Genomic DNA, 23,468 nt, shown 5'->3' on the forward strand with positions numbered 1-23,468 from the left:
AGACCGTCAGGTCTTCTTCGCGGACTCGGTCTCGGCAGCGGTCTCGGTCTCCGCCTCGTCCGTCAGCTCGGCTGAGCCGGATTCGGAGTCGGCATCGGCCTTGGATTCGGTCCTCTCGCCGCCGTCGGCCTTCGCGCCCTCTTCGGCCGCGTCCTCGGAGTCCTCGGCAGCCGGCTCGACCACGGTTTCGCGGCCCGGCCGCTTCTTCGCCGACAGCACGAAGTACGTCACCGCGAGCAGGAACACGATGATCGCGGTCCACACGTTGAGCCGCAGGCCCAGGATGTGGTGGGCGTCGTCGATCCGCATGTACTCGATCCAGCCGCGCCCCGTGCAGTACGCGGCGACGTACAGCGCGAAGGCCCGTCCGTGTCCGAGCGTGAAGCGGCGGTCCGCCCAGATGACGAGGAGCGCGACCCCGACGCACCACAGTGACTCGTACAGGAACGTCGGGTGGTAGTAACCCGGTACCCGGCCGTCCGTGGAGGACGTGATGTGCAGGGCCCAGGGCAGGTCGGTCGGCTTGCCGTACAGCTCCTGGTTGAACCAGTTGCCCCAGCGGCCGATCGCCTGCGCGAGGGCGATACCGGGGGCGAGGGCGTCGGCCCACGCCGGCAGCGGGATGCCCCGGCGGCGGCAGCCGATCCAGGCACCGACCGCGCCGAGCGCGATCGCGCCCCAGATACCGAGACCACCCTGCCAGACCTTGAAGGCGTCCACCCAGTCACGGCCCTCGCTGAAGTACAGCTCGTAGTCCGTGATCACGTGGTAAAGGCGGCCGCCGACCAGACCGAACGGCACGGCCCAGACCGCGATGTCGGCCACCGTGCCGACCCGTCCGCCGCGGGCGATCCAACGCTTGTTGCCGAGCCAGACAGCGACGAAGACACCGATGATGATGCAGAACGCATAGCCACGCAGCGGGATGGGACCGAGGTGGATCACCCCGCGCGACGGGCTGGGAATATAGGCAAGTTCCATGGCAGGGTCGACGCTACCCTGCCAGGCCGGGCCCACGGCAGGCGGCCCGGCAACGGGTCCATAACAGGAGGGTGTGAGGACCCGCCCGCGCCCTCACCTCCCGTCACCCCTTCTGTCACCCCTTGTCGGCGGCCTCCACCTGCTGCTTCAGCTTGGCCGGAGTCATCGTCCGGTCCTGGTAGATGTTCTTGCCGTTGAACAGCACGGTCGGCGTGCCCGAGAATCCGCCACTGCGGAACGCCGCCGCGGACTTGTCCACCCAACTGTTGTGGGTGCCCTTCTCCACGCAGGCGCGGAACGCGGGCGTGTCGAGCCCGTCGACCTTCTTCGCCAGTTCCAGGAGCTTTTCGTTCTTGGAGTAGTCGTCGCTCGTCTCCACGGGCTGGTTCTCGTAGAGCACGTCGTGGTAGCCGGGGAACTTCCCGGCGTCCTGGGCGCAGGCCGCGGCGTTGGCCGCGTTGCGCGAGCCGGTGCCGCCCATGTTGCCGTCGATGATCGTCGCCAGGTGGTACTCGACCTTGAGCTTGCCGGACCCGGTGAGTTCATGGATCACCGGGCGGTACGCCGTCTCGAACGCATCGCAGGCCGGGCAGCGGAAATCCTCCCAGACCACAAGGGTCGACTTGGCGCCTTCCTTGCCGACCGGGATGGCCAGGCTGTCCTGGCCGTTGGCCCCCGACGGCGCCACGACCGGCCCCGACGCGTCCTTGCTGTCCTTGTCCTTGCCCGCGTTGGCCGCGACGACGCCGATCGCCGCCGCGAGACCCAGGACGCACACGACACTCGCGCCCACGACGAGCACCCGGCGCCGCTTCTCCGCGGACTTCTGCTTCTCGCGCTCCTCCGCCAGCCGCTCCCGGGCGGTGCGCTTTCCCTCACGGTTCTTCTCGCTCACACCCGCAGAACGAACCGGGGAGGCGCACCGCGCCTCCCCGGCCCCAGGTCCACCCGTTCGAGTGACCGATTGTCCCGTTACGCCAGGTGAGTCACGCCTGTCGGCGCACGCCCTTCGCCAGCTCGCCCGCGAGTTCGCGGACGCCCTCCACCCCGGCCTTGTCGTCCGGCGCGTCCAGCATCCGCTTCACGAAGGCCGAGCCCACGATGACGCCGTCGGCGAAGCCCGCGACCTCGGCGGCCTGCCGGGCGTTGGAGACACCGAGCCCGACGCAGACGGGCAGATCGGCACCGGCGGTGGCGGCCCGGGTCCGCTCGACCAGGTCCTGTGCCTGCGCCCCGACCGACTCCCGGGTCCCCGTGACGCCCATCAGCGAGGCCGCGTACACGAACCCGCTGCCCGCCGCGGTGATCTCGGCGAGCCTCGCGTCCCTGCTGCTGGGCGCGACCACGAAGACCGTGGCGAGCCCGTGCTTGTGCGCGTGCTCCCTCCACAGCGCCGACTCCTGCACGGGCAGGTCGGGCAGGATGCAGCCCGCGCCGCCCGCCTCGGCGAGCTCGGCGGTGAAGCGCTCGACGCCGTAGCGGTCGATGGGGTTCCAGTACGTCATCACGAGCACCGGCTTCCCGGTGGCCTCGTAGGCCTCCTTGACCGTGCGCATGACGTCCGCGATCTTGACGCCGCCGCGCAGGGCGATGTCGTCGGCGGTCTGGATGACCGGGCCGTCGAGGACGGGGTCGCTGTGCGGCAGTCCGACCTCGACGATGTCCGCGCCGCCGTCGAAGACGGCCTTGATCGCCTCGATGCCGCCGTCCACGGTCGGGAACCCGGCCGGGAGGTAGGCGATGAGCGCGGCACGGCCCTCCGCCTTGGCGGCGGCGAGGGTGTCGGACAGCAGTTGGATGGTGCCGCTCACTTCGCGTCCCCCTCGATCTCAGCGATGTCGGCGGCGTTCGCGGCCACCTCGGCGTCGGTGTCGTACAGGCCGAAGTAGCGCGCGGCCGTGTCCATGTCCTTGTCACCGCGGCCGGACAGGTTGATCACGATCAGCCCGTCCCTGCCGAGCTCCTTGCCGACGTCCAGGGCCCCGGCCAGCGCGTGGGCGCTCTCGATGGCAGGGATGATGCCCTCGGTGCGCGACAGCAGGCGCAGGGCCTGCATCGCCGCGTCGTCGGTGACCGCGCGGTACTCGGCGCGGCCGGTGTCCTTGAGGTAGGAGTGCTCGGGGCCGATGCCCGGGTAGTCCAGACCGGCCGAAATCGAGTACGGCTCGGTGATCTGACCCTCCTCGTCCTGGAGGACGTAGGAGCGGGAGCCGTGCAGGATGCCGGGCTCGCCCGCGGTGAGGGTCGCCGCGTGCTCGCCGGTCTCCACGCCGTGCCCGGCGGGCTCGCAGCCGATGAGGCGTACGTCCGTGTCGGGGATGAAGGCATGGAAGAGGCCGATGGCGTTCGAGCCGCCGCCGACGCAGGCGACGGCCGCGTCGGGGAGCCGGCCCGCGCGCTCCAGGAGCTGACGGCGGGCCTCGACGCCGATGACCCGGTGGAAGTCGCGCACCATGGCCGGGAACGGGTGCGGGCCGGCCACCGTGCCGAACAGGTAGTGGGTGCGGTCGACGTTGGCGACCCAGTCGCGGAACGCCTCGTTGATGGCGTCCTTCAGGGTGCGGCTGCCGGACTTCACGGCGATGACCTCGGCGCCGAGCATGCGCATCCGGGCTACGTTGAGGGCCTGGCGCTGGGTGTCGATCTCACCCATGTAGATCGTGCAGTCGAGGCCGAACAGGGCGCAGGCCGTGGCCGTGGCGACGCCGTGCTGGCCGGCGCCGGTCTCGGCGATCACACGGGTCTTGCCCATGCGCTTGGTGAGCAGGGCCTGGCCGAGCACGTTGTTGATCTTGTGGGAGCCGGTGTGGTTGAGGTCTTCCCGCTTCAGGAAGATCCGGGCGCCACCGGCGTGTTCGGCGAACCTCGGCACCTCGGTGAGCGCCGACGGGCGGCCCGTGTAGTGCACGAGCAGGTCGTCGAGCTCGCGGGCGAACTCGGGGTCGTGCTTGGCCTTGTCGTACTCGACGGCCACCTCGTCCACGGCGGCGACGAGGGCCTCCGGGATGAACTTGCCGCCGAACGCGCCGAAGTAGCCTTCGGCGCTGGGGACCTGACCCTCGGGGTCGGGGATGAAGAACTCGCTGGGCATGGCTGAACCTCACGGTGAGTGCGTGAAAAAGACACTGAGAGCCGTGGGGCGGAGACGTCGGACGGCGGCGGGGCCGTTGTGGCCGGTCGCGCCCGCGCGGCGGTGGCCGCACATCGAACAGAGTCCCGCGCCCCTAGAGGGCGCGCTGCCATCGACGGCCGTTGACCTGCCCGGGTTCATCACCGATGACGTACCGCACCCGGCGGCCGTGCACCCGGCGGGCCGGTGCGCGACAGCCGCGAGGACGACAGCCGCGCGCGAGGCGCGCGTGGCTGTCTGCGGTCGTCACGGTGAGAGTCATCGGGCCAACTCTAGCCGGTGATCAGCCGCGCCCGTGCCGGAGAGCCGGATGCTCGCCCGCCGCCACCAGGTCCGACACCGCGCTCTTCGGGTCCTTGCCCGTCACCAGGGACTCGCCCACCAGAACCGCGTCGGCGCCGGCGTTGGCGTAGGCGATCAGGTCGTGCGGGCCCCGGACGCCCGACTCGGCGATCTTGACCAGGCCGGCCGGGATCTCGGGGGCAATCCGCTCGAAGGTGCCGCGGTCGACCTCGAGGGTCTTGAGGTTACGCGCGTTGACGCCGATGATCTTCGCTCCGGCGTCCACCGCCCGCTCGACCTCGTCCTCGTCGTGCACCTCGACGATCGGGGTGAGACCGATCGACTCGGCGCGCTCGATCAGGGACTCCAGGGCGGGCTGCTCCAGGGCCGCGACGATGAGCAGCGCGAGGTCGGCGCCGTACGCCCGGGCCTCCCACAGCTGGTACGACGTGACGATGAAGTCCTTGCGCAGGACCGGGATGTCCACGCGGGCGCGGACGGCCTCCAGGTCGGCCAGCGAGCCGCCGAAGCGGCGCTGTTCGGTGAGGACGGAGATGACGGCCGCGCCGCCCGCCTCGTAGTCCGCGGCCAGGGCCGCCGGGTCGGCGATCGCGGCGAGCGCGCCCTTGGAGGGGCTGGAGCGCTTGACCTCGCAGATGACCTTGACGCCGTCGCCGCGCAGTGCGGCCACGCCGTCCTTGGCCGCGGGAGCCTTCGCCGCGCGCTCCTTGAGCTCGTCGAGGCTGACGCGCGCCTGCCGTTCCGCGAGGTCGGCACGGACGCCGTCGATGATCTCGTCGAGCACACTCACGCGAGCGGCCCCCTTCCAGACGGTTGACAATTCCAGCGACCGATGAAAAAGAGGTGGTCACTGCGATGGTATCCGCAGGAGGGCGTTGGCCTCACATCCGGTTGACGTCGGTCCCACTACCTGGACATTCACCAGTTGATCAAGGATGTAGCCAGCCACCGAACGGCAGGTTCCGGACAACCGTGAAGACCAGCAGCAATGTCCCCAGCGTCCACAGGTGCACCGGCCCCAGACCGAGCCGCAGCGGCCGGCCGCGGGCCGCACGGACCACCCAGACGGTCCACAGCACGGCGAACCCCAGATAGCCCACAACGGCCGGCGCGTTGTCCTGGAGGGCGGCCAGGAAGTCCCCGTGCACGAAGGCGTGCGCACTGCGCAGTCCGCCGCAGCCGGGGCAGTAGAGGCCGGTGAGGCGGTAGAGCGGGCAGACGGGGTAGTGGCCGGGCTGGTTGGGGTCGACAGCCCCCACGTACGCGAAGGCCCCGGCGACGGCCGCGAGGATTCCCGCCGGGACGGCCAGGCGTCCCGGCAGACTGGTCTGAGGTGCCACTCGCTGGCTGTCGGCGTTCACTTCGGCATTCTCCCCCGCCGCCGCCCGAACGCGTGAGGGGCGGCCCCGGCGATTTCGCCCGGCCGCCCCTCGACGGGGTTCGTGTCCGCGTGTCAGCTGTCGGCGTTCGCCTGCTCGGGTCGCGAGGTGACGAGCGGCCTGTGGGCGTCCTTGGGCATACCCATCCCCATCGCGCTCATGATCCAGCCGATGACACCACCGATGACCACGATCGCCATACCGGCCCAGAAGCCCGCAGGCTGGGCCATCACCATGAAGGCGCCCCCGACGCAGAAACCGATGAAGATGATGGTGACACCGGTCCAGGCGGCCGGGGTGTGACCGTGGCTGCTGCCCGCCATTGCTTGCTCCTAGGTGCTGAAGTACATGTCCGAGCCGGACGCTCGAAGTCATTGTCCCGCACGCGGGGGCACAAAGTGATCCGGGGTCACGCTTCGCGGGCGACCACTACGCCCCCGTCGGATCCTCTCCCCTGTCGAGCGCCTTCCAGATGTCCTCCGGCCGGTCGGGATCCACCACCGGGGCCCGACGGCGCACCCGGGGCGCCCCGTCGCGCTCGTACCGGCCTGACATCGCGGGCCACAGCCGCCCGTAGCGCAGGGCGAGCAGACCGGCCAGCAGGATCAGCGCGCCGCCCACCACGGCGGCGTACGGCCAGGCGGTGTGGCTGAGCGAGGCGACCGTGGCGGACGTGTCGCCGGACGCCTTGGCCGCCTTCTCGTCCAGCGCGGAGGAATCGCTCGCCCCGATCAGCGCGGCGGTCACGATCCCGGCGCCGGACAGGGCGAGCAACGCGGCGACCAGCAGGCGGCCGGCCTTGCGTACGGCGAACACGGCGACGAGCGCGGCAAGGCCCACTATGGCCAGCGCGGCCGGGACTCCGGTCACGTCGCTGCCCCGGGCGGTCAGGGGGAAGGAGCCGCCGGCCACGGTCGCGGTGCCCTCGGACCACTGCTGGCGGGTGGCCAGCAGCGCCACGGCGGCGCCGAGCGCGCCGGCCAGCAGGGCTACGGCAAGACTGAGGCGGCCGGCCCTGGCGGGTCCTGCGGCTTCGGAACGGGGGTGCGGTACAGCAGTCACGTACCCCACTATCACCCGAACCCCGGGCGAACGGGCACCCGGGGCCCCGTGAGAAGCGCCCCATTCCCCGGCGAAGACCCCTACTTGCCGAGCCGGTTCGCCGTGTGTACGGCGCGGAGCACCGCCGCCGCCTTGTTGCGGCACTCCGTGTCCTCGGCGACCGGGTCGGAGTCGGCGACGATACCGGCGCCGGCCTGCACGTAGGCCGTGCCGTCGCGCAGGAGGGCGGTGCGGATGGCGATCGCCGTGTCGGAGTCGCCCGCGAAGTCGAGGTAGCCGACGCAGCCGCCGTACAACCCGCGCCGGGACGGCTCCAGTTCGTCGATGATCTGCATCGCGCGGGGCTTCGGCGCCCCGGAGAGCGTGCCGGCCGGGAAACAGGCCGTCAGCACGTCGAAGGCGGTACGGCCCTGCGCGACCTTGCCGGTGACGGTCGAGACGATGTGCATCACGTGTGAGTACCGCTCCACGGACATGAAGTCGACGACCTCGACGGAGCCGGGCTCGCAGACCCGCCCCAGGTCGTTGCGGCCGAGGTCGACCAGCATCAGGTGCTCGGCGCGCTCCTTCGGGTCGGCCAGCAGTTCGTCGGCGAGGGCTTGGTCCTCCTGCGGGGTCGCCCCGCGCCACCGGGTGCCAGCGATGGGGTGGACCATGGCGTGTCCGTCCTCGACCTTGACCAGCGCCTCGGGGGACGAGCCCACGACGTCGAAGCCGTCGAAGCGGAACAGGTACATGTACGGCGACGGGTTCGTCGCCCTCAGGACCCGGTACACGTCCAACGCGCTTGCCGTGCACGGCGTTTCGAAGCGCTGCGAGGGGACGACCTGGAAGGCCTCGCCGGCCCGGATGCGCTCCTTGATGTCCTCCACGGCCGCCCGGAAGTCGGGGCCGCCCCAGAGCGCGGTGTACTCGGGGAGCTCGGAGGGCGGCAGGACGGCGGCGGGCTGGGCGACCGCCCTCGACAGGTCGGCCTCCATCGCGTCCAGGCGGGCCACCGCGTCCGCGTAGGCCTCGTCGACGCCGGTGTCGAGGTCGTTGTGGTTGATCGCGTTGGCGATCAGCAGGACCGAGCCCTCCCAGTGGTCCATGACGGCGAGGTCGCTGGTGAGCAGCATGGTCAGCTCGGGGAGCTGCAGGTCGTCGCGCTCGCCGGGACCGATCTTCTCCAGGCGGCGGACGATGTCGTAGCCGAGATAGCCGACCATCCCGCCGGTGAAGGGCGGCAGGTCCTCCTGGTGCGGGGTGTGCAGGGTCTCGATGGTGGCGCGGAGGGCGGCGAGCGGGTTCCCGTCGACGGGGACGCCGACGGGCGGGGTGCCGAGCCAGTGGGCCTGGCCGTCACGCGCGGTCAACGTGGCCGCGGAACGCACGCCCACGAACGAGTAGCGGGACCACGAGCGGCCGTTCTCCGCGGACTCCAGCAGGAAGGTGCCGGGACGCTCGGCGGCGAGCTTGCGGTAGAGGGCGACGGGGGTGTCGCCGTCGGCCAGGAGCTTGCGCGTGACGGGGATGACACGGCGGTCGGTGGCCAGCTTGCGGAAGGTCTCGAGGTCCATGGCGGCTGACCTTACTGATCCGAGGCCGGTACGCCGGAACCGGCGTCCTTGAGCAGTACGTCGGCGTCGAAGCAGGTGCGCGCGCCGGTGTGGCAGGCGGCGCCGACCTGGTCGACCTTGACCAGAACGGTGTCGGCGTCGCAGTCGAGGGCGACGGACCTGACCCACTGGAAGTGGCCCGAGGTGTCGCCCTTGACCCAGTACTCACGGCGGCTGCGCGACCAGTAGGTGCAGCGGCCGGTGGTCAGCGTGCGGTGCAGGGCCTCGTCGTCCATCCAGCCGAGCATGAGCACCTCACCGGTGTCGTACTGCTGGGCGATCGCCGGGACGAGCCCGTCGGGGCTGCGCTTGAGGCGCGCGGCGATCTCCGGGTCGAGGCTGCTGGGCTGGGGCGTGCTGGTCATGTGGCCATTGTGCCGCGCGCCACTGACAAGCTTGGCGCGGTGTCCACTGTGCGGACCCCTCCGGGGGTCGTAGGCTGACTGCATGTCGACTTTCGCCAAGCGTGAACGACTTCTGCTCGCCGATCTGTTGGAGGCGGAGGGCCCGGAGGCCCCCACCCTCTGCGAGGGCTGGCTCACCCGCGACCTCGCGGCCCACGTGGTGGTGCGCGAGCGCCGTCCCGACGCCGCCGGCGGGCTGCTGATCAAGCAGCTCGCGTCCCGTCTGGACCGGGTGATGGCCGAGTTCTCCGAAAAGCCGTACGAGGAACTGATCCAGCTGATCCGCACCGGCCCACCGCGCTTCTCGCCGTTCCAGCTCAAGCAGGTCGAGGAGCTGTCGAACACAGTCGAGTTCTACGTCCACACCGAGGACGTCCGCCGCGCCCGCCCGGACTGGGCGCCGCGCGAGCTCGACCCGGTCTTCCAGGACGCCCTGTGGTCCCGTCTGGAACGCACCGCCCGGCTGATGGGCCGCGGCGCCCCCACCGGCCTGGTGCTGCGCCGCCCGGACGGCCAGACGGCGGTCGCCCACCGCGGCGCGCCGGTCGTGACGGTGACCGGCGAGCCGTCGGAGCTGGTGCTGTTCCTGTACGGCAGGCAGAACGCGGCCGAGGTCGAGCTGGACGGCGACAAGGACGCGATCGCCAGGCTGCACGAGGCGAAGGAACTCGGGATCTGACGGCGACCTCAGAAACCCTCGACGACCGGCGGCGGTCGCTCGAGCGCGTCGGGAGGCGGAGCTGGTGGCTCAGCCCGGCCCCGCTCGGAGCGGACGGTTTGGACACCTAGCCATGGCGCGGAGCAGGCAGCTCGGGTGACTCCGCGGGAGCGGAGCAGGCGGATCGGACACCTCGGCCTCGCGCGGAGAGCGCACGTCGCCCAGTCTGTTCCGCCCGGCGCAAGTCCCGCATGTCACCTCGGCAGTTCGGCCCGGCGCAGGTCCCTCACGCCGAGGGCGACGACCCCGCCGAGGCCGCAGACCACCGCGCTGACCACGAAGACCGGGCCGGTGCCCCAGGCCCCGATGGCGGCGGCCGACAGGGGCATGCTCAGCGGGGCGAAGCCCAGGCTGACCAGGCCGGACACCGCGGTGACGCGACCCAGGCAGGCGGGTTCGGCCTGAGTCTGGAGCAGCGCGCCGCACATCGCGCCGCTGAGCCCCGCGAGCAGCCCGATCAGCAGGGCGACGCCAACGGCCGCAAGGACGGACGGGACGTAGGCGAGAGAGCCGATCGCGACCGACCCGGCGAGGATGGCGCAGGCCGCCACCTGGCCGGCGTGCGGCAGACGGCCCCGCACGGTCAGCAGCAGGGCGGCCGCACCGGCGCCGACACCGAAGCCGGACAGCACCCAGCCCATGCCCGAGGCGCCCCAGCCGCGCTCGTCGGCGAGCAGGGTGAGGCCGACGTTGAGCGGGCCGACGAAGCCGAGGTCGCCGAGGGCTATGGCGACCATCAGGGGGGCGAGCACGCGGTGGCCGCGGATGTAGCGCAGGCCGCCCACCAGGTCGCGCCAGGCGGTACCCCCCTGTGCGGCCGCCTTGTCATCGGCGGGCAGCTCCCGCATCCGCACGGTGATCAGCAGCGGCACGGAGACGGCGATCAGCAGCCCCGCGAGCCCGAACGCGGCCGCCGCCCCGCCGACCGCCACCCCGAGCCCTCCGAGCGGCCCGCCGACCACGCTGGCGAACCTGATGCCGAGCCCCCGCATGCCCTGCACGCGCGCGAGCTGTCCGCGACTCGTCACGCGCGCGGGGAGGGCGCCCACAGCCGGCATGAACACCGCGTCGACGGTGCCGAAGACCAGGGCGAGCAGGGCCAGCGGCCACAGTCCCGGGCTGGTGAGGAACAGCAGCCCTGCCACCGCCAGCACGGCCGCGCAACGCACCACGTCACTCGCGATGACCACCTTGCGCGGCCCGAGCCGGTCGGCGATCACTCCGCCGCCCAGCATGAGCAGGGCCCGCGGCAGGGCGCTCACCGCCATGACCACACCGGCCTGCGAGGGCGAGCCGGCCTGTACGGCCGCCCAGGACAGGGCGATGTAGTAGACGCTGTCGCCGATCATCGAGAAGGTGTAGGCGGCGAGCCAGCGCAGTACGTTGCCGTCGCGGTGGGCGGGGAGTTCGGGGGCGGCGGGCACGGCTGTGCACGTGGTGGTCACGGGAAGGTGTCCTCTCGGGACGTCAGGCGCGGAACGGGAATCCGTACATGAACAGCGCGACGTTCTCGCGCCCCTCGGTGTCGCCGGCGGCCTCGGCGGACCGGCCCTTCTCGTCGTACTTCCTGACCAGGGCTTCCAGCTCGGCGCGCAGGCCGTCCAGTTCGCTCGCGGTCAGCCGCAGCCACGACTCGCTGTCCGGGGCCGCGGCATTCCACTCGGAGCCCCAGGTGGGCCGTTCGTCGAGGAAACGCCGGTAGAGGTCGGCCCGCTGTTCGTGGAAGAGCCGGGTGACCGCCATGTGCGCAGCCGCCTTCCCGGGGTCATCGCGGAAGTCCTCGTCCCGGATGCTCACCCCGTCCGAGGCGGGCTGCCACCAGCGCTCCCGGCCGTCCCCGCTCCGCGGCTCGGCCTCCTCGACGAGTTCGTGCTCGGCGAGCTTGCGCAGGTGGTAGCTGACCAGCGAGACGGCCTCGTCGACGCTCTCCGCGAGCTGTGAGGCGGTGGCGACGCCCTTGATGCACAGCAGCCGGTACAGGTTCGCCCGCAACGGGTGGGCCAGCGCCTTGAGCGTCCCGACGTCCTTGATCCTGCGGTTCTCCGTGCTTGCCATGCCTCCGACCATAGATACGAAAGAAAAGTTGCGCAATATATTTTGCGCAACTTCTCTTTCGTAACTGCTCGCAAGTAAGCCCCGGCCACCAGGCGGCCGGGGCTTACTCAACGCCTAAAAGCGTCACGCAACCGTTTCAGAGGTCACCGCACGGGATACCCCGCCTCGCGCAGCACACCCTTCACCTCGCCGATCCGCAGATCCCCGAAGTGGAAGACGGATGCCGCGAGCACCGCGTCGGCGCCCGCCCCGACGGCCGGCGGGAAGTGGCCGAGCTTCCCCGCTCCGCCGGAGGCGATCAGCGGCACGGTCACGTGCTTGCGGACGGCCTGGATCATCTCCAGGTCGTAGCCGTCCTTGGTGCCGTCCGCGTCCATCGAGTTGAGCAGGATCTCGCCGGCGCCGAGTTCGGCGGCCCGGTGCGCCCACTCGACGGCGTCGATGCCGGTGCCCTTGCGGCCGCCGTGGGTGGTCACCTCGAACGTGCCTGCGGAAGTGCGCCGCGCGTCCACCGACAGCATCAGCACCTGCCGGCCGAACCGCTCGGCGATCTCCTTGATCAGCTCGGGGCGCGTGATCGCGGCGGTGTTGACGCCGACCTTGTCGGCCCCCGCCCGCAGCAGCTTGTCCACGTCCTCGGCCGTGCGGACACCGCCGCCGACCGTGAGCGGGATGAAGACCTGCTCGGCGGTGCGGCGCACCACGTCGTAGGTCGTCTCGCGGTTTCCCGACGAAGCGGTGATGTCCAGGAACGTCAGTTCGTCGGCGCCCTCGGCGTCGTACACCTTGGCCATCTCGACGGGGTCGCCCGCGTCCCGCAGGTTCTGGAAGTTGACGCCCTTGACGACCCGGCCGTTGTCCACGTCCAGGCAGGGGATGACGCGTACCGCGAGGGTCATTCCGCGCTCTCCCCTCGGTACGCCTCGACCTCGACCTCGACGACCAGATCCGGGTCCACAAAACCGGAGACGATGATCATGGATGCGGCGGGCCGGACAGCGTCGAACAGTTCCTTGTGTGCGCGGCCCACATCCTCCACGTCCCGGGCGTGGGTGATGTACAGGCGTGTCCGCACCACATCGTCGCGGCCCAGGCCCAGTTCCTCCAGCGCGGCGAACGCGACGTTGAAAGCGTTGACCGTTTGCTCGTAGGGACCGCCCCCGGCGATCTCACCGTCCACCACCGACGTGCAGCCGGAGACCAGGACCAGGCCGTTCGGCAGTTCCACCGCGCGGGAGTACCCGAAGGTGTCCTCCCAGGGCGCGCCGGTCTTCACGCGTCGCAGCTCGCTCACTTGGCCACCGCCTCCAAGGCCTCTTCCAGGGTGAACGCCTTCGCGTACAGGGCCTTCCCGACGATGGAGCCCTCGACACCGAGGGGTACCAGCTCGGCGATGGCCCGCAGGTCGTCCAGGGAGGACACCCCGCCGGAGGCCACCACCGGGCGGTCGGTCACCGCGCACACGTTGCGCAGCAGCTCCAGGTTCGGGCCCTGGAGGGTGCCGTCCTTGGCGATGTCGGTGACGACGTACCGGGCGCAGCCCTCGGAGTCGAGGCGCTTCAGCGTCTCGTAGAGGTCGCCGCCGTCGCGGGTCCAGCCGCGGCCCTTGAGGGTCGTACCGCGGACGTCGAGACCCACCGCGATCCTGTCGCCGTGCTCGGCGATGATCTTGGCGACCCACTCCGGGCTCTCCAGGGCGGCCGTGCCGAGGTTCACCCGGGTGCAGCCGGTGGCGAGGGCCGCGGCCAGGGAGGCGTCGTCGCGGATGCCGCCGGACAGCTCCACCTTGATGTCCATCGCCTCGGTGACCTGGCGGACCAGGTCCCGGTTGTCACCGGTGCCGAACGCCGCGTCGAGGTCGACCAGGTGCAGCCACTCGGCGCCCGCCCGCTGCCAGGACAGCGCGGCCTCCAGAGGTGAGCCGTAGGAGGTCTCCGTGCCGGACTCGCCGTGCACGAGCCGGACCGCCTGGCCGTCGCGGACGTCCACGGCGGGGAGGAGTTCGAGCTTGGAGGGCATCAGAGGGTTCCGATCCAGTTGTTCAGCAGCTGCGCTCCGGCGTCACCGGACTTCTCGGGGTGGAACTGCGTGGCCCACAGGGCGCCGTTCTCCACGGCGGCCACGAAGGGCCTGCCGTGCGTCGACCAGGTGACCTTGGGCGCGGCGATCGCCTTGTTGAGCGTCTCCAGCGACCAGTCGTGGACGGCGTAGGAGTGCACGAAGTAGAAGCGGGCGTCCGCGTCCAGGCCGGCGAACAGCTGGGAGCCGGCGGGCGCGTCGACGGTGTTCCAGCCCATGTGGGGCACGATGTCGGCCTTCAGCGGCTCGACCGTGCCGGGCCACTCGTCGAGGCCCTCGGTCTCCACGCCGTGCTCGATGCCGCGCGCGAACAGGATCTGCATGCCGACGCAGATGCCCATCACCGGGCGCCCGCCGGACAGCCTGCGGTCGATGATCCACTCGCCGCGGGCCTCGCGCAGACCCTTCATGCAGGCGGCGAAGGCGCCGACGCCCGGCACCAGCAGCCCGTCCGCGTTCATGGCCTTGTCGTAGTCACGCGTTATCTCGACGTCGGCTCCCGCGCGGGCGAGGGCGCGCTCGGCTGACCTCACGTTGCCGAAGCCGTAGTCGAAGACGACGACCTTCTTCGTGCTTTTCGACGGAGCGCTCAATTCCACACCTCCAGCCTCAGGACGCCGGAGACCAGACACATCGCGGCGCCGATGGAGAGCAGCACGATGAGGCTCTTGGGCATCTGCTGCTTGGCGAAGGAGTAGATGCCGCCGGCCAGGAAGAGGCCGACGACGATCAGGAGGGTCGAGAGTCCTGTCATGGCTTACAGCGCGCCCTTCGTGGAGGGGAGGATGCCGGCCGCGCGCGGGTCGCGTTCGCTGGCGTAGCGCAGGGCCCGGGCCAGCGCCTTGAACTGGCACTCCACGATGTGGTGCGCGTTGCGTCCGTAGGGCACGTGCACGTGCAGGGCGATCTGCGCCTGGGCGACGAAGGACTCCAGGATGTGCCGGGTCATGGTGGTGTCGTACTCGCCGATCATCGGCGCCATCTTCTCGGGCTCGTTGTGCACGAGGTAGGGGCGGCCGGACAGGTCGACGGTCACCTGGGCGAGGGACTCGTCCAGCGGGACCGTGCAGTTGCCGAAGCGGTAGATGCCCACCTTGTCGCCGAGCGCCTGCTTGAAGGCGGCGCCGAGCGCGAGGGCGGTGTCCTCGATGGTGTGGTGCGAGTCGATGTGCAGGTCGCCCTCGGTCTTCACGGTGAGGTCGAACAGACCGTGCCGGCCGAGCTGGTCGAGCATGTGGTCGTAGAAGCCGACCCCTGTCGACACGTCGACCTTTCCGGACCCGTCGAGATCGATCTCGACGAGGACCGAGGTCTCCTTGGTGACCCGTTCCACTCGTCCCACGCGGCTCATGTGCTCTGCTCCTTCGTCAACTCACGGACCGCGTCGAGGAACGCGTCGTTCTCGTCCGGGGTGCCGGCGCTGACCCGCAGCCACCCCGGGATGCCGTTGTCCCGGACCAGGACGCCCCGGTCGAGAATCTTCTGCCAGGCCGCGTGCGAACCACCCGGGCCGTCGAACCGCCCGAACTGCACGAAGTTCGCGTCCGAGTCCACGACCTCGAAGCCGATCGCGCGCAGCTCGTCCACCAGCCGGTCCCGCTCGGCCTTCAGCTGCTCGACGTACTTCAGCAGCGTCTCGGTGTGCTCCAGGGCGGCCAGCGCGGTCGCCTGGGTGACGGCCGACAGGTGGTAGGGCAGCCGTACGAGCTGCACGGCGTCCACGACCGCCGGGTGCGCGGCGAGATAGCCGAGGCGCAGGCCCGCCGCTCCGAACGCCTTCGACATCGTCCGCGAGACGACGAGATTCGGCCGTCCTTCGAGCAGCGGCAGCAGCGAGTCGCCGTGGCTGAACTCGATGTACGCCTCGTCGATCACGACGATCGCCCCGGCGGTCTCGGCCCTCGCCGCCTGCGCGGCCTCGTACAGCGCGAGGACCGTCTCGGGCGGGACCGCGTTGCCCGTGGGGTTGTTCGGCGTGGTGATGAACACGACGTCCGGCCGGTTCTCCGCGATCGCCTTCTCGGCGGCGGCGAGGTCGATCGTGAAGTCCTCGCGCCTCGGACCGGAGATCCAGCCGGTGCCGGTGCCGCGTGCGATGAGCGCGTGCATCGAGTACGACGGCTCGAAGCCGATCGCCGTACGGCCGGGTCCGCCGAAGGTCTGGAGCAGTTGCTGGATGACCTCGTTGGAGCCGTTGGCCGCCCAGACGTTGGGGAGGCCCACCTCGTGACCGGACGTGTCCGTCAGGTATCCGGCGAGCCGGGTGCGCAGCTCGACCGCGTCCCGGTCCGGGTAGCGGTTGAGGGTCCGGGCCGCCTCGCGGACGCGCTCGGCGATGCGCTCGACCAGCGGCTCGGGCAGCGGGTAGGGGTTCTCGTTGGTGTTCAGCCGTACGGGGACGTCCAACTGGGGCGCGCCGTAGGGGGACTTGCCGCGCAGCTCGTCCCGTACGGGGAGATCGTCGATTCCGAAGTTCACTTGCTCGCCGGTACCTTCCACCCGAACCGGGCCTTGATCGCCGCCCCGTGGGCCGGTAGGTCCTCCGCCTCCGCCAGCGTCACCACGTGGTGCGCGACGTCCGCCAGCGCGTCCTTCGTGTAGTCGACGATGTGGATGCCGCGGAGGAAGGACTGCACGGACAGCCCGGAGGAGTGGCAGGCGCAGCCACCGGTCGGGAGCACGTGGTTGGACCCGGCGGCGTAGTCGCCGAGCGAGACCGGCGCCCAGGGTCCGATGAAGATCGCGCCCGCGTTGCGGACCCGGTCGGCGACCGCGGCGGCGTCGGCCGTCTGGATCTCCAGGTGCTCGGCGCCGTACGCGTCGACGACCCTGAGTCCCTCGTCGATGCCGTCGACGAGGACGATCGCGGACTGCCGGCCCTTCAGGGCGGGCACGATCCGGTCCTCGATGTGCTTGCTGGCCGCGACCTGGGTCTCCAGCTCCTTCTCGACGGCGTCCGCGAGCGCGACGGAGTCGGTGACCAGGACGGCGGCGGCGAGCGGGTCGTGCTCGGCCTGGCTGATCAGGTCGGCGGTGACGTGCACCGGGTCGGCCGTGTCGTCGGCGAGGACCGCGATCTCGGTCGGGCCGGCCTCGGCGTCGATGCCGATCTTGCCGGTGAAGTAGCGCTTGGCGGCGGCGACCCAGATGTTGCCGGGCCCCGTGACCATGTTGGCGGGCGGGCAGGACTCGGTGCCGTACGCGAACATCGCGACGGCCGTCGCACCACCGGCGGCGTAGACCTCGTCGACACCGAGCAGCGCGCACGCGGCGAGGATCGTGGGGTGCGGAAGTCCGTCGAACTCGGCCTGGGCCGGGGAGGCCAGGGCGATCGACTCGACCCCCGCTTCCTGCGCGGGCACCACGTTCATGATCACGGAGGACGGGTAGACCGACCGGCCGCCCGGCGCGTACAGCCCGACCCGGTCGACGGGCACCCACTTCTCGGTGACGCTGCCGCCGGGCACGACCTGTGTCGTGCGGTTCGTCCGGCGCTGCTCGCGGTGGACGAGCCGGGCGCGGCGGATGGACTCCTCCAGGGCCGCGCGCACGGCGGGGTCGAGCTCCTCCAGCGCGCGCGTGAGGGTCTCCGCGGGCACCCGGACCCGGTCGAGCCGGACCCCGTCGAACTTCTCGGCGAAGTCGATCAGCGCCGCGTCGCCCCGATGATGCACGGCCTCGCAGATCGGACGCACCTTCTCCAGGGCGGCCGAGACGTCGAAGTCGGCTCGGGGCAGCAGGTCGCGCAGGGCGGGGCCCTCGGGGAGGACGTCGCCGCGCAGATCGATTCGGGAGATCACGCGGTCAATTCTCTCAGACCCGCATCAGGGCCCGTTCGCGCATTCCAGTGGCTGATACGCAACCCGGAAGATCCCCTTCACGTCTAGCGTTCGTGAGGTCACCGAGCGGGCATGAACGTTTGTGCGAAACCCGTGAGCAGCCGAGGGGATGACAGAGACGTGACCGAGGGGGCCGGCATCCGGGGCGGAGACCTGCCGGACGATCTGACCGCCGCCGAGGCCGGCATGTGGCAGGCCTTCCGCAACGGCACCGTGTACGACCTGAGCAGCGGCGACACCGTCGTGGACGACCCGCACGGCGGGCACCCCTGGGGGCCCGAGCGCACGGTCCGCGCGCGTATCGTCTGCTGGCTGCTCCTGGACGGCCCGCCCGCGCTCGCCGGCCGGGTGCCGTCCCTGAAGCTCACCGGTGTGCAGATCAGCGGCATCCTGGACCTCGCGGGCGGCACCGTGGTGCCGTACCTGGAGATGAAGGGCTGCCGCTTCGAGCGGGAGATCCTGCTGCCGGAGGCCCGCTTCACCACCGCGCGGTTCGTGGACTGCTCCGTGCCGCGCCTGGAGGCGGCCCGGGTGCACACGGAGGGCGATCTGCACCTGCCCCGCTGCCGGTTCCACAACGGCGTACGGCTGACCGACGCGCACATCGGTACGGACCTGCTGATGAACCAGGCGATCGTCTACCGCGACCGCAGCGGCCGTTCGATCGCCGCCGACGGCATGACGGTGGGCCAGGACCTGCAGGCCGAGCTCCTGGAGTCGCACGGCGAGCTGAGCCTGCGCAGCGCCACCATCGGCGTCTCGCTGAGCCTGCGCGGCGCCCGACTGGTCAACCCGTACACCCGGCTCGCGCTGAACGCCCCCCAGCTGACCGTCGGGCGCACCCTGTACCTGACCCCGGCGGGCGTCGGCGCCTCCATGCTGAGCGGGGCGACTCCCGCGCGCGGGACGCGGATCCAGCGCTTCGAGTGCCAGGGCGGCATCCGGCTGGACGACGGGCGGTTCGGGGACGCGGTCGACCTGGAGCGGGCCCGGTTCACCTTCACCGACGAGCAGGAGCTGTCGCTGCGCCGCGTCCAGGCGCCGGAGCTGCGTTTCCTCGGCGAGAAGCCGCAGCGCGGCAAGGTGGTCCTCTCGGGGGCGCGGGTCGGCAACCTCGTGGACCGGGCGACCGCCTGGCCCGGCCCGGGCAGTCTGCACATGGGCGGCTTCGTCTACGAGAACCTCGTACCGCACGGTCCCTTCCCGCTGGCCCAGCGGCTGGAGTGGGTGGCGGCGGCGACCGCCGAGTACAACCCGGAGCCGTACGAGCGGCTGGCCGCCGTGCTGCGGACCGGCGGTGAGGACGAGGACGCGCGCGAGGTGCTGCTCGCCAAGCAGCGGCGGCGCCGCGAGAGCCTGCCACTGGCCGCCAAGGTGTGGGGATACATCCAGGACTGGACGGTCGCCTACGGGTACCGGCCCGGCCGGGCCGCCGTGTGGATGGCGGTGCTGTGGGCGGCGAGCTCCATGGCGTTCGCACACGCGAGCCATCCGCCGCTCAAGGGCGGCGACCATCCGGCCTGGAACCCGGCGCTGTTCGCCCTCGACCTGCTGCTTCCGGTGATCGACCTGGGCCAGGTCGGTTTCTGGCAGTTGCGCGGCGGTTGGCAGTGGCTGGCGGCGGCGATGGTTCTCGTCGGCTGGATCCTGGCGACCACGGTGGCGGCGGGGGCCACGAGACTGCTGCGGCGGGGCTAGCGGGGACTGTGGAGAAATCGACAAGGCAGTGAGAGGAACCGGTGAGACCGCTGGTCAGGAGGTTGTTCAACGGTCACCTTTTTAATGTCCCTTGACTTTCCGGCGTACAACTTTCCACGAGTTGCACGTTCGCACTGGCGCAGTGTCCACCTGCGGTCCTTCAATGGTCGACACCATGGCTCTGCTGCCCCCCTTCATCCGCGCGACACGGATGGCCCCGTATCTCACCGGCGGACTGTCCGCCGACGACGAGGTACTGCTCGACGCACCCGACGACCGGCTCGGCCCCGCGCTGGTCGCGGCCGGGCAGGGCACCTACGGGCGGGCGGCCGAGCTGCTCGCCGCGACCCGCGCGAGCGCCGCCTGGGAACTGCGCGACCGGTACGTCCGGCGGCTCGCCGCCTTCGCCCGCTCACGCTCCGAGTGGTACGACGCCTGGCACGCCGAGGCCCCGTACGACCCGGACCGGCTGCTCCTTGCCGCCCAGCTCGCGGTGGACCGTGCCTGGGACTCGCCGGCCAGGGCGGAGCTGCTGCGCGAGCTGAGCCCGCTGATCACGGCCGCCGCGCGCTGCGACGACCGCGACCCGGTGCCGTGGCGGCTCGCCCTGGACCACGCGCGCGGCTCGCAGGCCGGACCCACCTACTTCGGCGAACTGTGGGAGGCGGCCCTCAGACGCGCCCCGCTCCACTACGGCTGCCATGTCGCCGCCCTGCGCTATCTGTCGGCCTCCTGGCGCGGCTCGTACCGCGAGTGCTTCGACTTCGCCGACCTGGCCGCGCAGGACTCCCCGCCCGGCTCCCTCGTCCAGGCGCTGCCCGTGCGGGCGGCCCTCGCCTGTCTGACGGACGGCGGCACGGCGGTGACGCGTGAGCGGCTGGACGCGGCGGCGGACCGGGCGATCGACCTGTCCGCCACGCTCGCGGCGGCCGACCCGTGGCCCGCCGAGATCCGCAACAAGCTGGTGTACGTCCTGGTGCGCCTCGGCCGCTGGACGGACGCCCTGGAGCAGCTGCGCTTGATCGGCCCGTACGCGACCTCGTTCCCGTGGAGCAGGACGTCGGAGGACCCGCTGAGCAGGTTCCTGGAGGTCCGCGAGGAGGTCCGGCGGCATGCGTTGATCCATCCGCGGAGTGAGCACGGGGGACGTGTCCGCTCCGGAGGCCATTAGGCTTTGGCGCCGTGACCACCGTGCGGCTCCCGCTCTTCCCCCTGAACTCAGTACTGTTCCCGGGGCTCGTGCTTCCTCTCAACGTCTTCGAGGAGCGCTACCGCGCCATGATGCGCGAACTGCTGAAGACGCCCGAGGAGGAGCCGCGCCGTTTCGCCGTCGTGGCGATCCGCGACGGCCACGAGGTCGCGCCCAGCGCGCCGGGCCTGCCGGGTCAGGCCGCCGAGCCCGAACGCGGCCCCACGGCCGGCTTCGGCGAGGACCCGGTCAAGGCGTTCCACGCGGTCGGCTGCGTCGCGGACGCGGCGACGGTACGGGAACGGGCGGACGGCACGTTCGAGGTCCTGGCGACCGGCACGACCCGGGCCCGTCTCGTGTCCGTCGACGCCTCCGGCCCCTTCCTGACGGCCGAGCTGGAGGAGCTGCCGGAGGCCGCGGGCGACGAGTCCGGGCCGCTGGCGGAGGGAGTGCTGCGGGCTTTCCGCCAGTACCAGAAACGCCTGGCGGGGGCGCGGGAACGCTCCCTGTCGAGCGGCGCGGACCTCCCCGACGAACCGTCGGTGGTGTCGTACCTGGTGGCGGCGGCGATGATGCTGGACACCCCCACCAAGCAGCGCCTCCTCCAGGCGCCCGACACCGCGTCCCGCCTCCGCGACGAACTGAAACTGCTGCGCGCGGAGACGTCGATCATCCGTAATCTTCCGTCGTTGCCGGCGTCGGAGCTGACGCGCGGCCCGACGAGTCTGAACTGAGGCCGGAACCCGTCCATGGCGAAGAAGCCGAAGAAGCAGCAGCAGTCCGGGGGCACGCCGGCGACGGTGGCCCTGACCGCCGCCGAGGTGCCCTACACGGTCCACGCCTACGACCACGACCCCTCCCACCCGTCCTACGGCGAGGAGGCGGCCGAGGCGATGGGCGTCTCCCCCGACCGCGTCTTCAAGACCCTGGTGGCCGACGTGGACGGCACGCTGACGGTGGCGGTGGTCCCGGTGGCGGGCTCACTGGACCTGAAGGCCCTGGCGACGGCGGCGGGCGGCAAGCGGGCCGCCATGGCCGACCCGACCCTCGCCGAACGCACCACGGGCTACGTCCGGGGCGGCATCTCCCCCCTGGGCCAGCGCAAGAGGCTCCCCACGGTCCTGGACGCCTCGGCCTCCGCCCACGACACGATCTGCGTCTCGGCGGGCCGCCGGGGCCTGGAGGTGGAACTCGCGCCGACCGACCTGGTCCACCTCACGAACGCGGTCCTCGCCCCCATCGCCCGCGCGTGACCCCTCGACGAGGTCCCCTTCCTCGACTAAGCACAGAGGGCATGTCGAAGAAAACACGCAAGCGCAAGTGGCGCACCAAGAAGGGCCGTTCGAACCACGGCAGCCGCCCGGCGTAGAAGCCCGTCCGGCGCTTGAGTGCGAGGCCCTTTGGGCCGAAGGGGGGTCTGGGGGCGCAGCCCCCCGGGAAGGGAAGGGGCGGCGGGGGCGAAAAAAGCCCCTACTGCACAGGCGCCCCGTACCCGTCCTGCGGAACCACCGGCACGTACACCGGCTCGGGATCCCGGGGTCCGAACAGCGCGGTGAGCCCCAGGTGCACGAGCAGCCCGGCCAGGGACCAGACCAGCAGCGCCCCCTTCGCGCCCAGCTTCAACGGCGCGGAGAAGGTCACTCCCTTGCCCGCGGACTTCGCATGGGCGAGCACATCGGACGACGGCCCGAGCCACATCCCCACCCGCCATGCGAGCAGGGATGCGAGGAACGCCCCCACGGCCAGCCCCACCACGAGCGGCACCCCGCCCCGCCGACGCCACAGGAACACGGCGACCGCGCTCACCGCCCCGAGAGCGAGCGCCAGCAGGACGAACGTGCCGTCCGCGCCCACCGCCTGCTCCCCCTCGGTGTCCTTGAGGTAGACGACCCAGTTCCCCTGCTCGTCCACACTCCCGACGAGCGGCACGTGCGGGGCCAGCCACCACCACAGCACCCCGAGCAGCGCCCCGGCGAGCGCCACGGCCACCGTGATCACCGCGGCCTCGATCAGCTCGGTCTTCATCCCGGGCCCGCCCTGCCCGTACGGCGCTTCGACGGCAGCCGCGTAGCCGGCAGGCGGGGCCTGCCACACATCGTGCGAGGACGGTTCGTGCGGCGGCGGAGGAGGCGTCAACGGTGCGGTCACTCTGACATCGTGCCAGGCCCGGCTGTGCGGCGCGTCACCGGACGGCTGCCCGGCGGTAGGCCCAGGTGGCGACGGCCAGCGAGGCCACGCCGACGCATGCACACACGGCGAGGTCACCGAGTACGAAGGCCCAGTCGGGATGCGGCCCGAAGGTCCGTGCGAAGGCCTCGACGCCGTAGGTCGAGGGCAGCAGGTCCCGCGCGAACCGCACCGCCTCGGGCATCCGGTCGGCGGGCAGCACTCCGAGCAGCAGCGCGGCGGACATCCCGAGCTGCCCGAGCAGCGTGGCGAGTTCCGGCCGCGGTGCCAGCAGTCCGAGCGCCGCGCCGAGTCCCGCCAGGGCGGCACCCGCGAGCGGGATCACTGCCACCAGCACCCACAGATGGGCCAGCGGCAGCCCGAACAGCACGCATCCGAAGACGGCGGTGACCAGGGTCCCGGGCACGGTGAAGGAGGCGTACGCCCCCGCGGCGCCCAGCACCACGGCGGCCGGCGGCACCGGCAGCGTGGCGTAGTGGTCGAGCCCGCCGCTCGCCCGCAGCTGCCCGAAGTACTGCGCGAGCAGGTTGAGCGCGACGAACGCGACGACGAGCACGGACGCCCCGGCGACCACGGACTGCGCCTCGCCCCCGCCGTCCACGACTCCCCGCATCAGGATCATGATCCCGATCGACTGGAAGGTCGCCACGAACAGCAGCGGGATGCGCGCGACCCGCGCGCGGGACAGCTGCGCCCGGTACACGGCCGCCAGCGACGGCCACAGCCGCGCGCGCGGACCGAGTTCGGCGGCCACGGCCCGGCCCGTCTCCTCGACGGCCAGGGCGCCGCCCGGCAGAGCCTCGGCGGGTACGACACTCACGTGGCTCTGCTCCTCTTCGCTCCGGC

28 protein-coding genes are annotated in these 23,468 nt (G+C 71.5%); 5 read left to right on the top strand and 23 right to left on the bottom strand.

Features of this window, described 5'->3' with window-relative positions; all coding sequences use genetic code 11:
* Window positions 1–6: 6 nt before the first annotated feature.
* From lgt to hisI, 11 genes are all read right to left on the bottom strand, one after another.
* Window positions 7–981 (bottom strand): prolipoprotein diacylglyceryl transferase, encoded by a 975-nt coding sequence (gene lgt, locus OHT57_RS13320; RefSeq protein ID WP_328746571.1) that lies wholly within the window; start codon window positions 979–981, stop codon window positions 7–9.
* A gap of 115 nt (window positions 982–1,096) precedes the next feature.
* Entirely contained in the window at window positions 1,097–1,876 is a 780-nt protein-coding gene (locus OHT57_RS13325) for a DsbA family protein (RefSeq protein ID WP_328746572.1), read from the bottom strand.
* Between the two features lie 91 nt (window positions 1,877–1,967).
* On the bottom strand, window positions 1,968–2,792 hold the full coding sequence (gene trpA / locus OHT57_RS13330) for a tryptophan synthase subunit alpha (RefSeq protein ID WP_328746573.1): 825 nt from the start codon (window positions 2,790–2,792) through the stop codon (window positions 1,968–1,970).
* A complete protein-coding gene (gene trpB / locus OHT57_RS13335) occupies window positions 2,789–4,072 on the bottom strand; it encodes a tryptophan synthase subunit beta (protein ID WP_328746574.1) in 1,284 nt (427 codons plus the stop codon). Before trpB ends, trpA begins: the two co-directional genes overlap by 4 nt.
* 133 nt (window positions 4,073–4,205) lie before the next feature.
* Window positions 4,206–4,373 carry a tryptophan biosynthesis modulator TrpM gene (trpM, locus tag OHT57_RS13340; protein ID WP_328746575.1) on the bottom strand — a complete coding sequence of 56 codons (168 nt, stop codon included), beginning with the start codon at window positions 4,371–4,373 and terminating at the stop codon, window positions 4,206–4,208.
* Window positions 4,374–4,394: 21 nt separating this feature from the next.
* The gene (gene trpC, locus OHT57_RS13345) at window positions 4,395–5,204 is read right to left on the bottom strand and encodes an indole-3-glycerol phosphate synthase TrpC (RefSeq protein WP_328746576.1); all 810 of its coding nucleotides are present in this window, start codon (window positions 5,202–5,204) and stop codon (window positions 4,395–4,397) included.
* A gap of 139 nt (window positions 5,205–5,343) precedes the next feature.
* Window positions 5,344–5,775, bottom strand: coding sequence for a DUF2752 domain-containing protein (locus tag OHT57_RS13350; protein WP_328746577.1), 432 nt, complete (start codon window positions 5,773–5,775; stop codon window positions 5,344–5,346).
* Between the two features lie 92 nt (window positions 5,776–5,867).
* A complete protein-coding gene (locus OHT57_RS13355) occupies window positions 5,868–6,116 on the bottom strand; it encodes an HGxxPAAW family protein (RefSeq protein WP_328746578.1) in 249 nt (82 codons plus the stop codon).
* A 106-nt stretch (window positions 6,117–6,222) separates the two neighbouring features.
* Window positions 6,223–6,864: a TIGR02234 family membrane protein gene (locus OHT57_RS13360; protein WP_328746579.1), complete on the bottom strand. Its 642-nt coding sequence runs from the start codon at window positions 6,862–6,864 to the stop codon at window positions 6,223–6,225.
* Between the two features lie 71 nt (window positions 6,865–6,935).
* Window positions 6,936–8,414 (bottom strand): anthranilate synthase component I, encoded by a 1,479-nt coding sequence (locus OHT57_RS13365; protein WP_328746580.1) that lies wholly within the window; start codon window positions 8,412–8,414, stop codon window positions 6,936–6,938.
* A gap of 11 nt (window positions 8,415–8,425) precedes the next feature.
* Complete coding sequence (gene hisI / locus OHT57_RS13370) at window positions 8,426–8,818, bottom strand: phosphoribosyl-AMP cyclohydrolase (protein WP_328746581.1); 393 nt, start codon at window positions 8,816–8,818, stop codon at window positions 8,426–8,428.
* Between the two features lie 82 nt (window positions 8,819–8,900).
* On the opposite strand from hisI, the gene OHT57_RS13375 reads away from it, so the two are divergent.
* Window positions 8,901–9,536 carry a TIGR03085 family metal-binding protein gene (locus OHT57_RS13375; protein WP_328746582.1) on the top strand — a complete coding sequence of 212 codons (636 nt, stop codon included), beginning with the start codon at window positions 8,901–8,903 and terminating at the stop codon, window positions 9,534–9,536.
* 233 nt (window positions 9,537–9,769) lie between these two features.
* Here OHT57_RS13375 and OHT57_RS13380 read toward each other — a convergent pair whose 3' ends face one another.
* The 10 genes from OHT57_RS13380 to hisD all read right to left on the bottom strand — a co-directional run bounded on the left by OHT57_RS13380 (window position 9,770) and on the right by hisD (window position 17,509).
* Window positions 9,770–11,020, bottom strand: coding sequence for an MFS transporter (locus OHT57_RS13380; RefSeq protein ID WP_328746583.1), 1,251 nt, complete (start codon window positions 11,018–11,020; stop codon window positions 9,770–9,772).
* Window positions 11,021–11,042: 22 nt separating this feature from the next.
* Window positions 11,043–11,630, bottom strand: a complete 588-nt coding sequence (locus OHT57_RS13385) for an ArsR/SmtB family transcription factor (protein WP_328746584.1) — start codon at window positions 11,628–11,630, stop codon at window positions 11,043–11,045.
* Between the two features lie 143 nt (window positions 11,631–11,773).
* Entirely contained in the window at window positions 11,774–12,529 is a 756-nt protein-coding gene (gene hisF / locus OHT57_RS13390; protein ID WP_328746585.1) for an imidazole glycerol phosphate synthase subunit HisF, read from the bottom strand.
* Window positions 12,526–12,924 (bottom strand): RidA family protein, encoded by a 399-nt coding sequence (locus OHT57_RS13395; RefSeq protein WP_328746586.1) that lies wholly within the window; start codon window positions 12,922–12,924, stop codon window positions 12,526–12,528. Before OHT57_RS13395 ends, hisF begins: the two co-directional genes overlap by 4 nt.
* Window positions 12,921–13,649 (bottom strand): bifunctional 1-(5-phosphoribosyl)-5-((5-phosphoribosylamino)methylideneamino)imidazole-4-carboxamide isomerase/phosphoribosylanthranilate isomerase PriA, encoded by a 729-nt coding sequence (priA, locus tag OHT57_RS13400; protein WP_328746587.1) that lies wholly within the window; start codon window positions 13,647–13,649, stop codon window positions 12,921–12,923. Before priA ends, OHT57_RS13395 begins: the two co-directional genes overlap by 4 nt.
* The gene (gene hisH / locus OHT57_RS13405) at window positions 13,649–14,302 is read right to left on the bottom strand and encodes an imidazole glycerol phosphate synthase subunit HisH (protein WP_328746588.1); all 654 of its coding nucleotides are present in this window, start codon (window positions 14,300–14,302) and stop codon (window positions 13,649–13,651) included. The genes priA and hisH overlap by 1 nt, the downstream gene beginning before the upstream one ends.
* Window positions 14,299–14,463, bottom strand: coding sequence for a hypothetical protein (locus tag OHT57_RS13410; RefSeq protein WP_328746589.1), 165 nt, complete (start codon window positions 14,461–14,463; stop codon window positions 14,299–14,301). Before OHT57_RS13410 ends, hisH begins: the two co-directional genes overlap by 4 nt.
* Before the next feature lie 3 nt (window positions 14,464–14,466).
* Complete coding sequence (hisB, locus tag OHT57_RS13415) at window positions 14,467–15,060, bottom strand: imidazoleglycerol-phosphate dehydratase HisB (protein WP_328746590.1); 594 nt, start codon at window positions 15,058–15,060, stop codon at window positions 14,467–14,469.
* Window positions 15,057–16,187, bottom strand: coding sequence for a histidinol-phosphate transaminase (locus OHT57_RS13420; RefSeq protein ID WP_328746591.1), 1,131 nt, complete (start codon window positions 16,185–16,187; stop codon window positions 15,057–15,059). Before OHT57_RS13420 ends, hisB begins: the two co-directional genes overlap by 4 nt.
* The gene (gene hisD / locus OHT57_RS13425; protein WP_328746592.1) at window positions 16,184–17,509 is read right to left on the bottom strand and encodes a histidinol dehydrogenase; all 1,326 of its coding nucleotides are present in this window, start codon (window positions 17,507–17,509) and stop codon (window positions 16,184–16,186) included. The genes OHT57_RS13420 and hisD overlap by 4 nt, the downstream gene beginning before the upstream one ends.
* A 159-nt stretch (window positions 17,510–17,668) precedes the next feature.
* On the opposite strand from hisD, the gene OHT57_RS13430 reads away from it, so the two are divergent.
* The 4 genes from OHT57_RS13430 (at window position 17,669) to ybaK (ending at window position 21,688) form a co-directional block, all read left to right on the top strand.
* On the top strand, window positions 17,669–19,246 hold the full coding sequence (locus tag OHT57_RS13430) for an oxidoreductase (RefSeq protein WP_328746593.1): 1,578 nt from the start codon (window positions 17,669–17,671) through the stop codon (window positions 19,244–19,246).
* Between the two features lie 163 nt (window positions 19,247–19,409).
* Window positions 19,410–20,417, top strand: a complete 1,008-nt coding sequence (locus OHT57_RS13435) for a hypothetical protein (RefSeq protein WP_328746594.1) — start codon at window positions 19,410–19,412, stop codon at window positions 20,415–20,417.
* An 11-nt stretch (window positions 20,418–20,428) separates the two neighbouring features.
* On the top strand, window positions 20,429–21,169 hold the full coding sequence (locus OHT57_RS13440; protein ID WP_328746595.1) for an LON peptidase substrate-binding domain-containing protein: 741 nt from the start codon (window positions 20,429–20,431) through the stop codon (window positions 21,167–21,169).
* A gap of 15 nt (window positions 21,170–21,184) precedes the next feature.
* Window positions 21,185–21,688, top strand: coding sequence for a Cys-tRNA(Pro) deacylase (ybaK, locus tag OHT57_RS13445; protein ID WP_328746596.1), 504 nt, complete (start codon window positions 21,185–21,187; stop codon window positions 21,686–21,688).
* 217 nt (window positions 21,689–21,905) lie between these two features.
* Here the strand turns inward: ybaK and OHT57_RS13450 are convergent, their stop codons facing one another.
* Together OHT57_RS13450 and OHT57_RS13455 are read right to left on the bottom strand one after the other, a co-directional pair.
* A complete protein-coding gene (locus tag OHT57_RS13450; protein WP_328746597.1) occupies window positions 21,906–22,583 on the bottom strand; it encodes a DUF2567 domain-containing protein in 678 nt (225 codons plus the stop codon).
* 34 nt (window positions 22,584–22,617) lie between these two features.
* The gene (locus OHT57_RS13455; protein WP_328746598.1) at window positions 22,618–23,442 is read right to left on the bottom strand and encodes an ABC transporter permease; all 825 of its coding nucleotides are present in this window, start codon (window positions 23,440–23,442) and stop codon (window positions 22,618–22,620) included.
* Window positions 23,443–23,468: the final 26 nt, after the last annotated feature.

Origin of the sequence: Streptomyces sp. NBC_00285 (assembly GCF_036174265.1) — a bacterium.
In the GTDB taxonomy this organism is placed as follows: Bacteria; Actinomycetota; Actinomycetes; order Streptomycetales; family Streptomycetaceae; genus Streptomyces.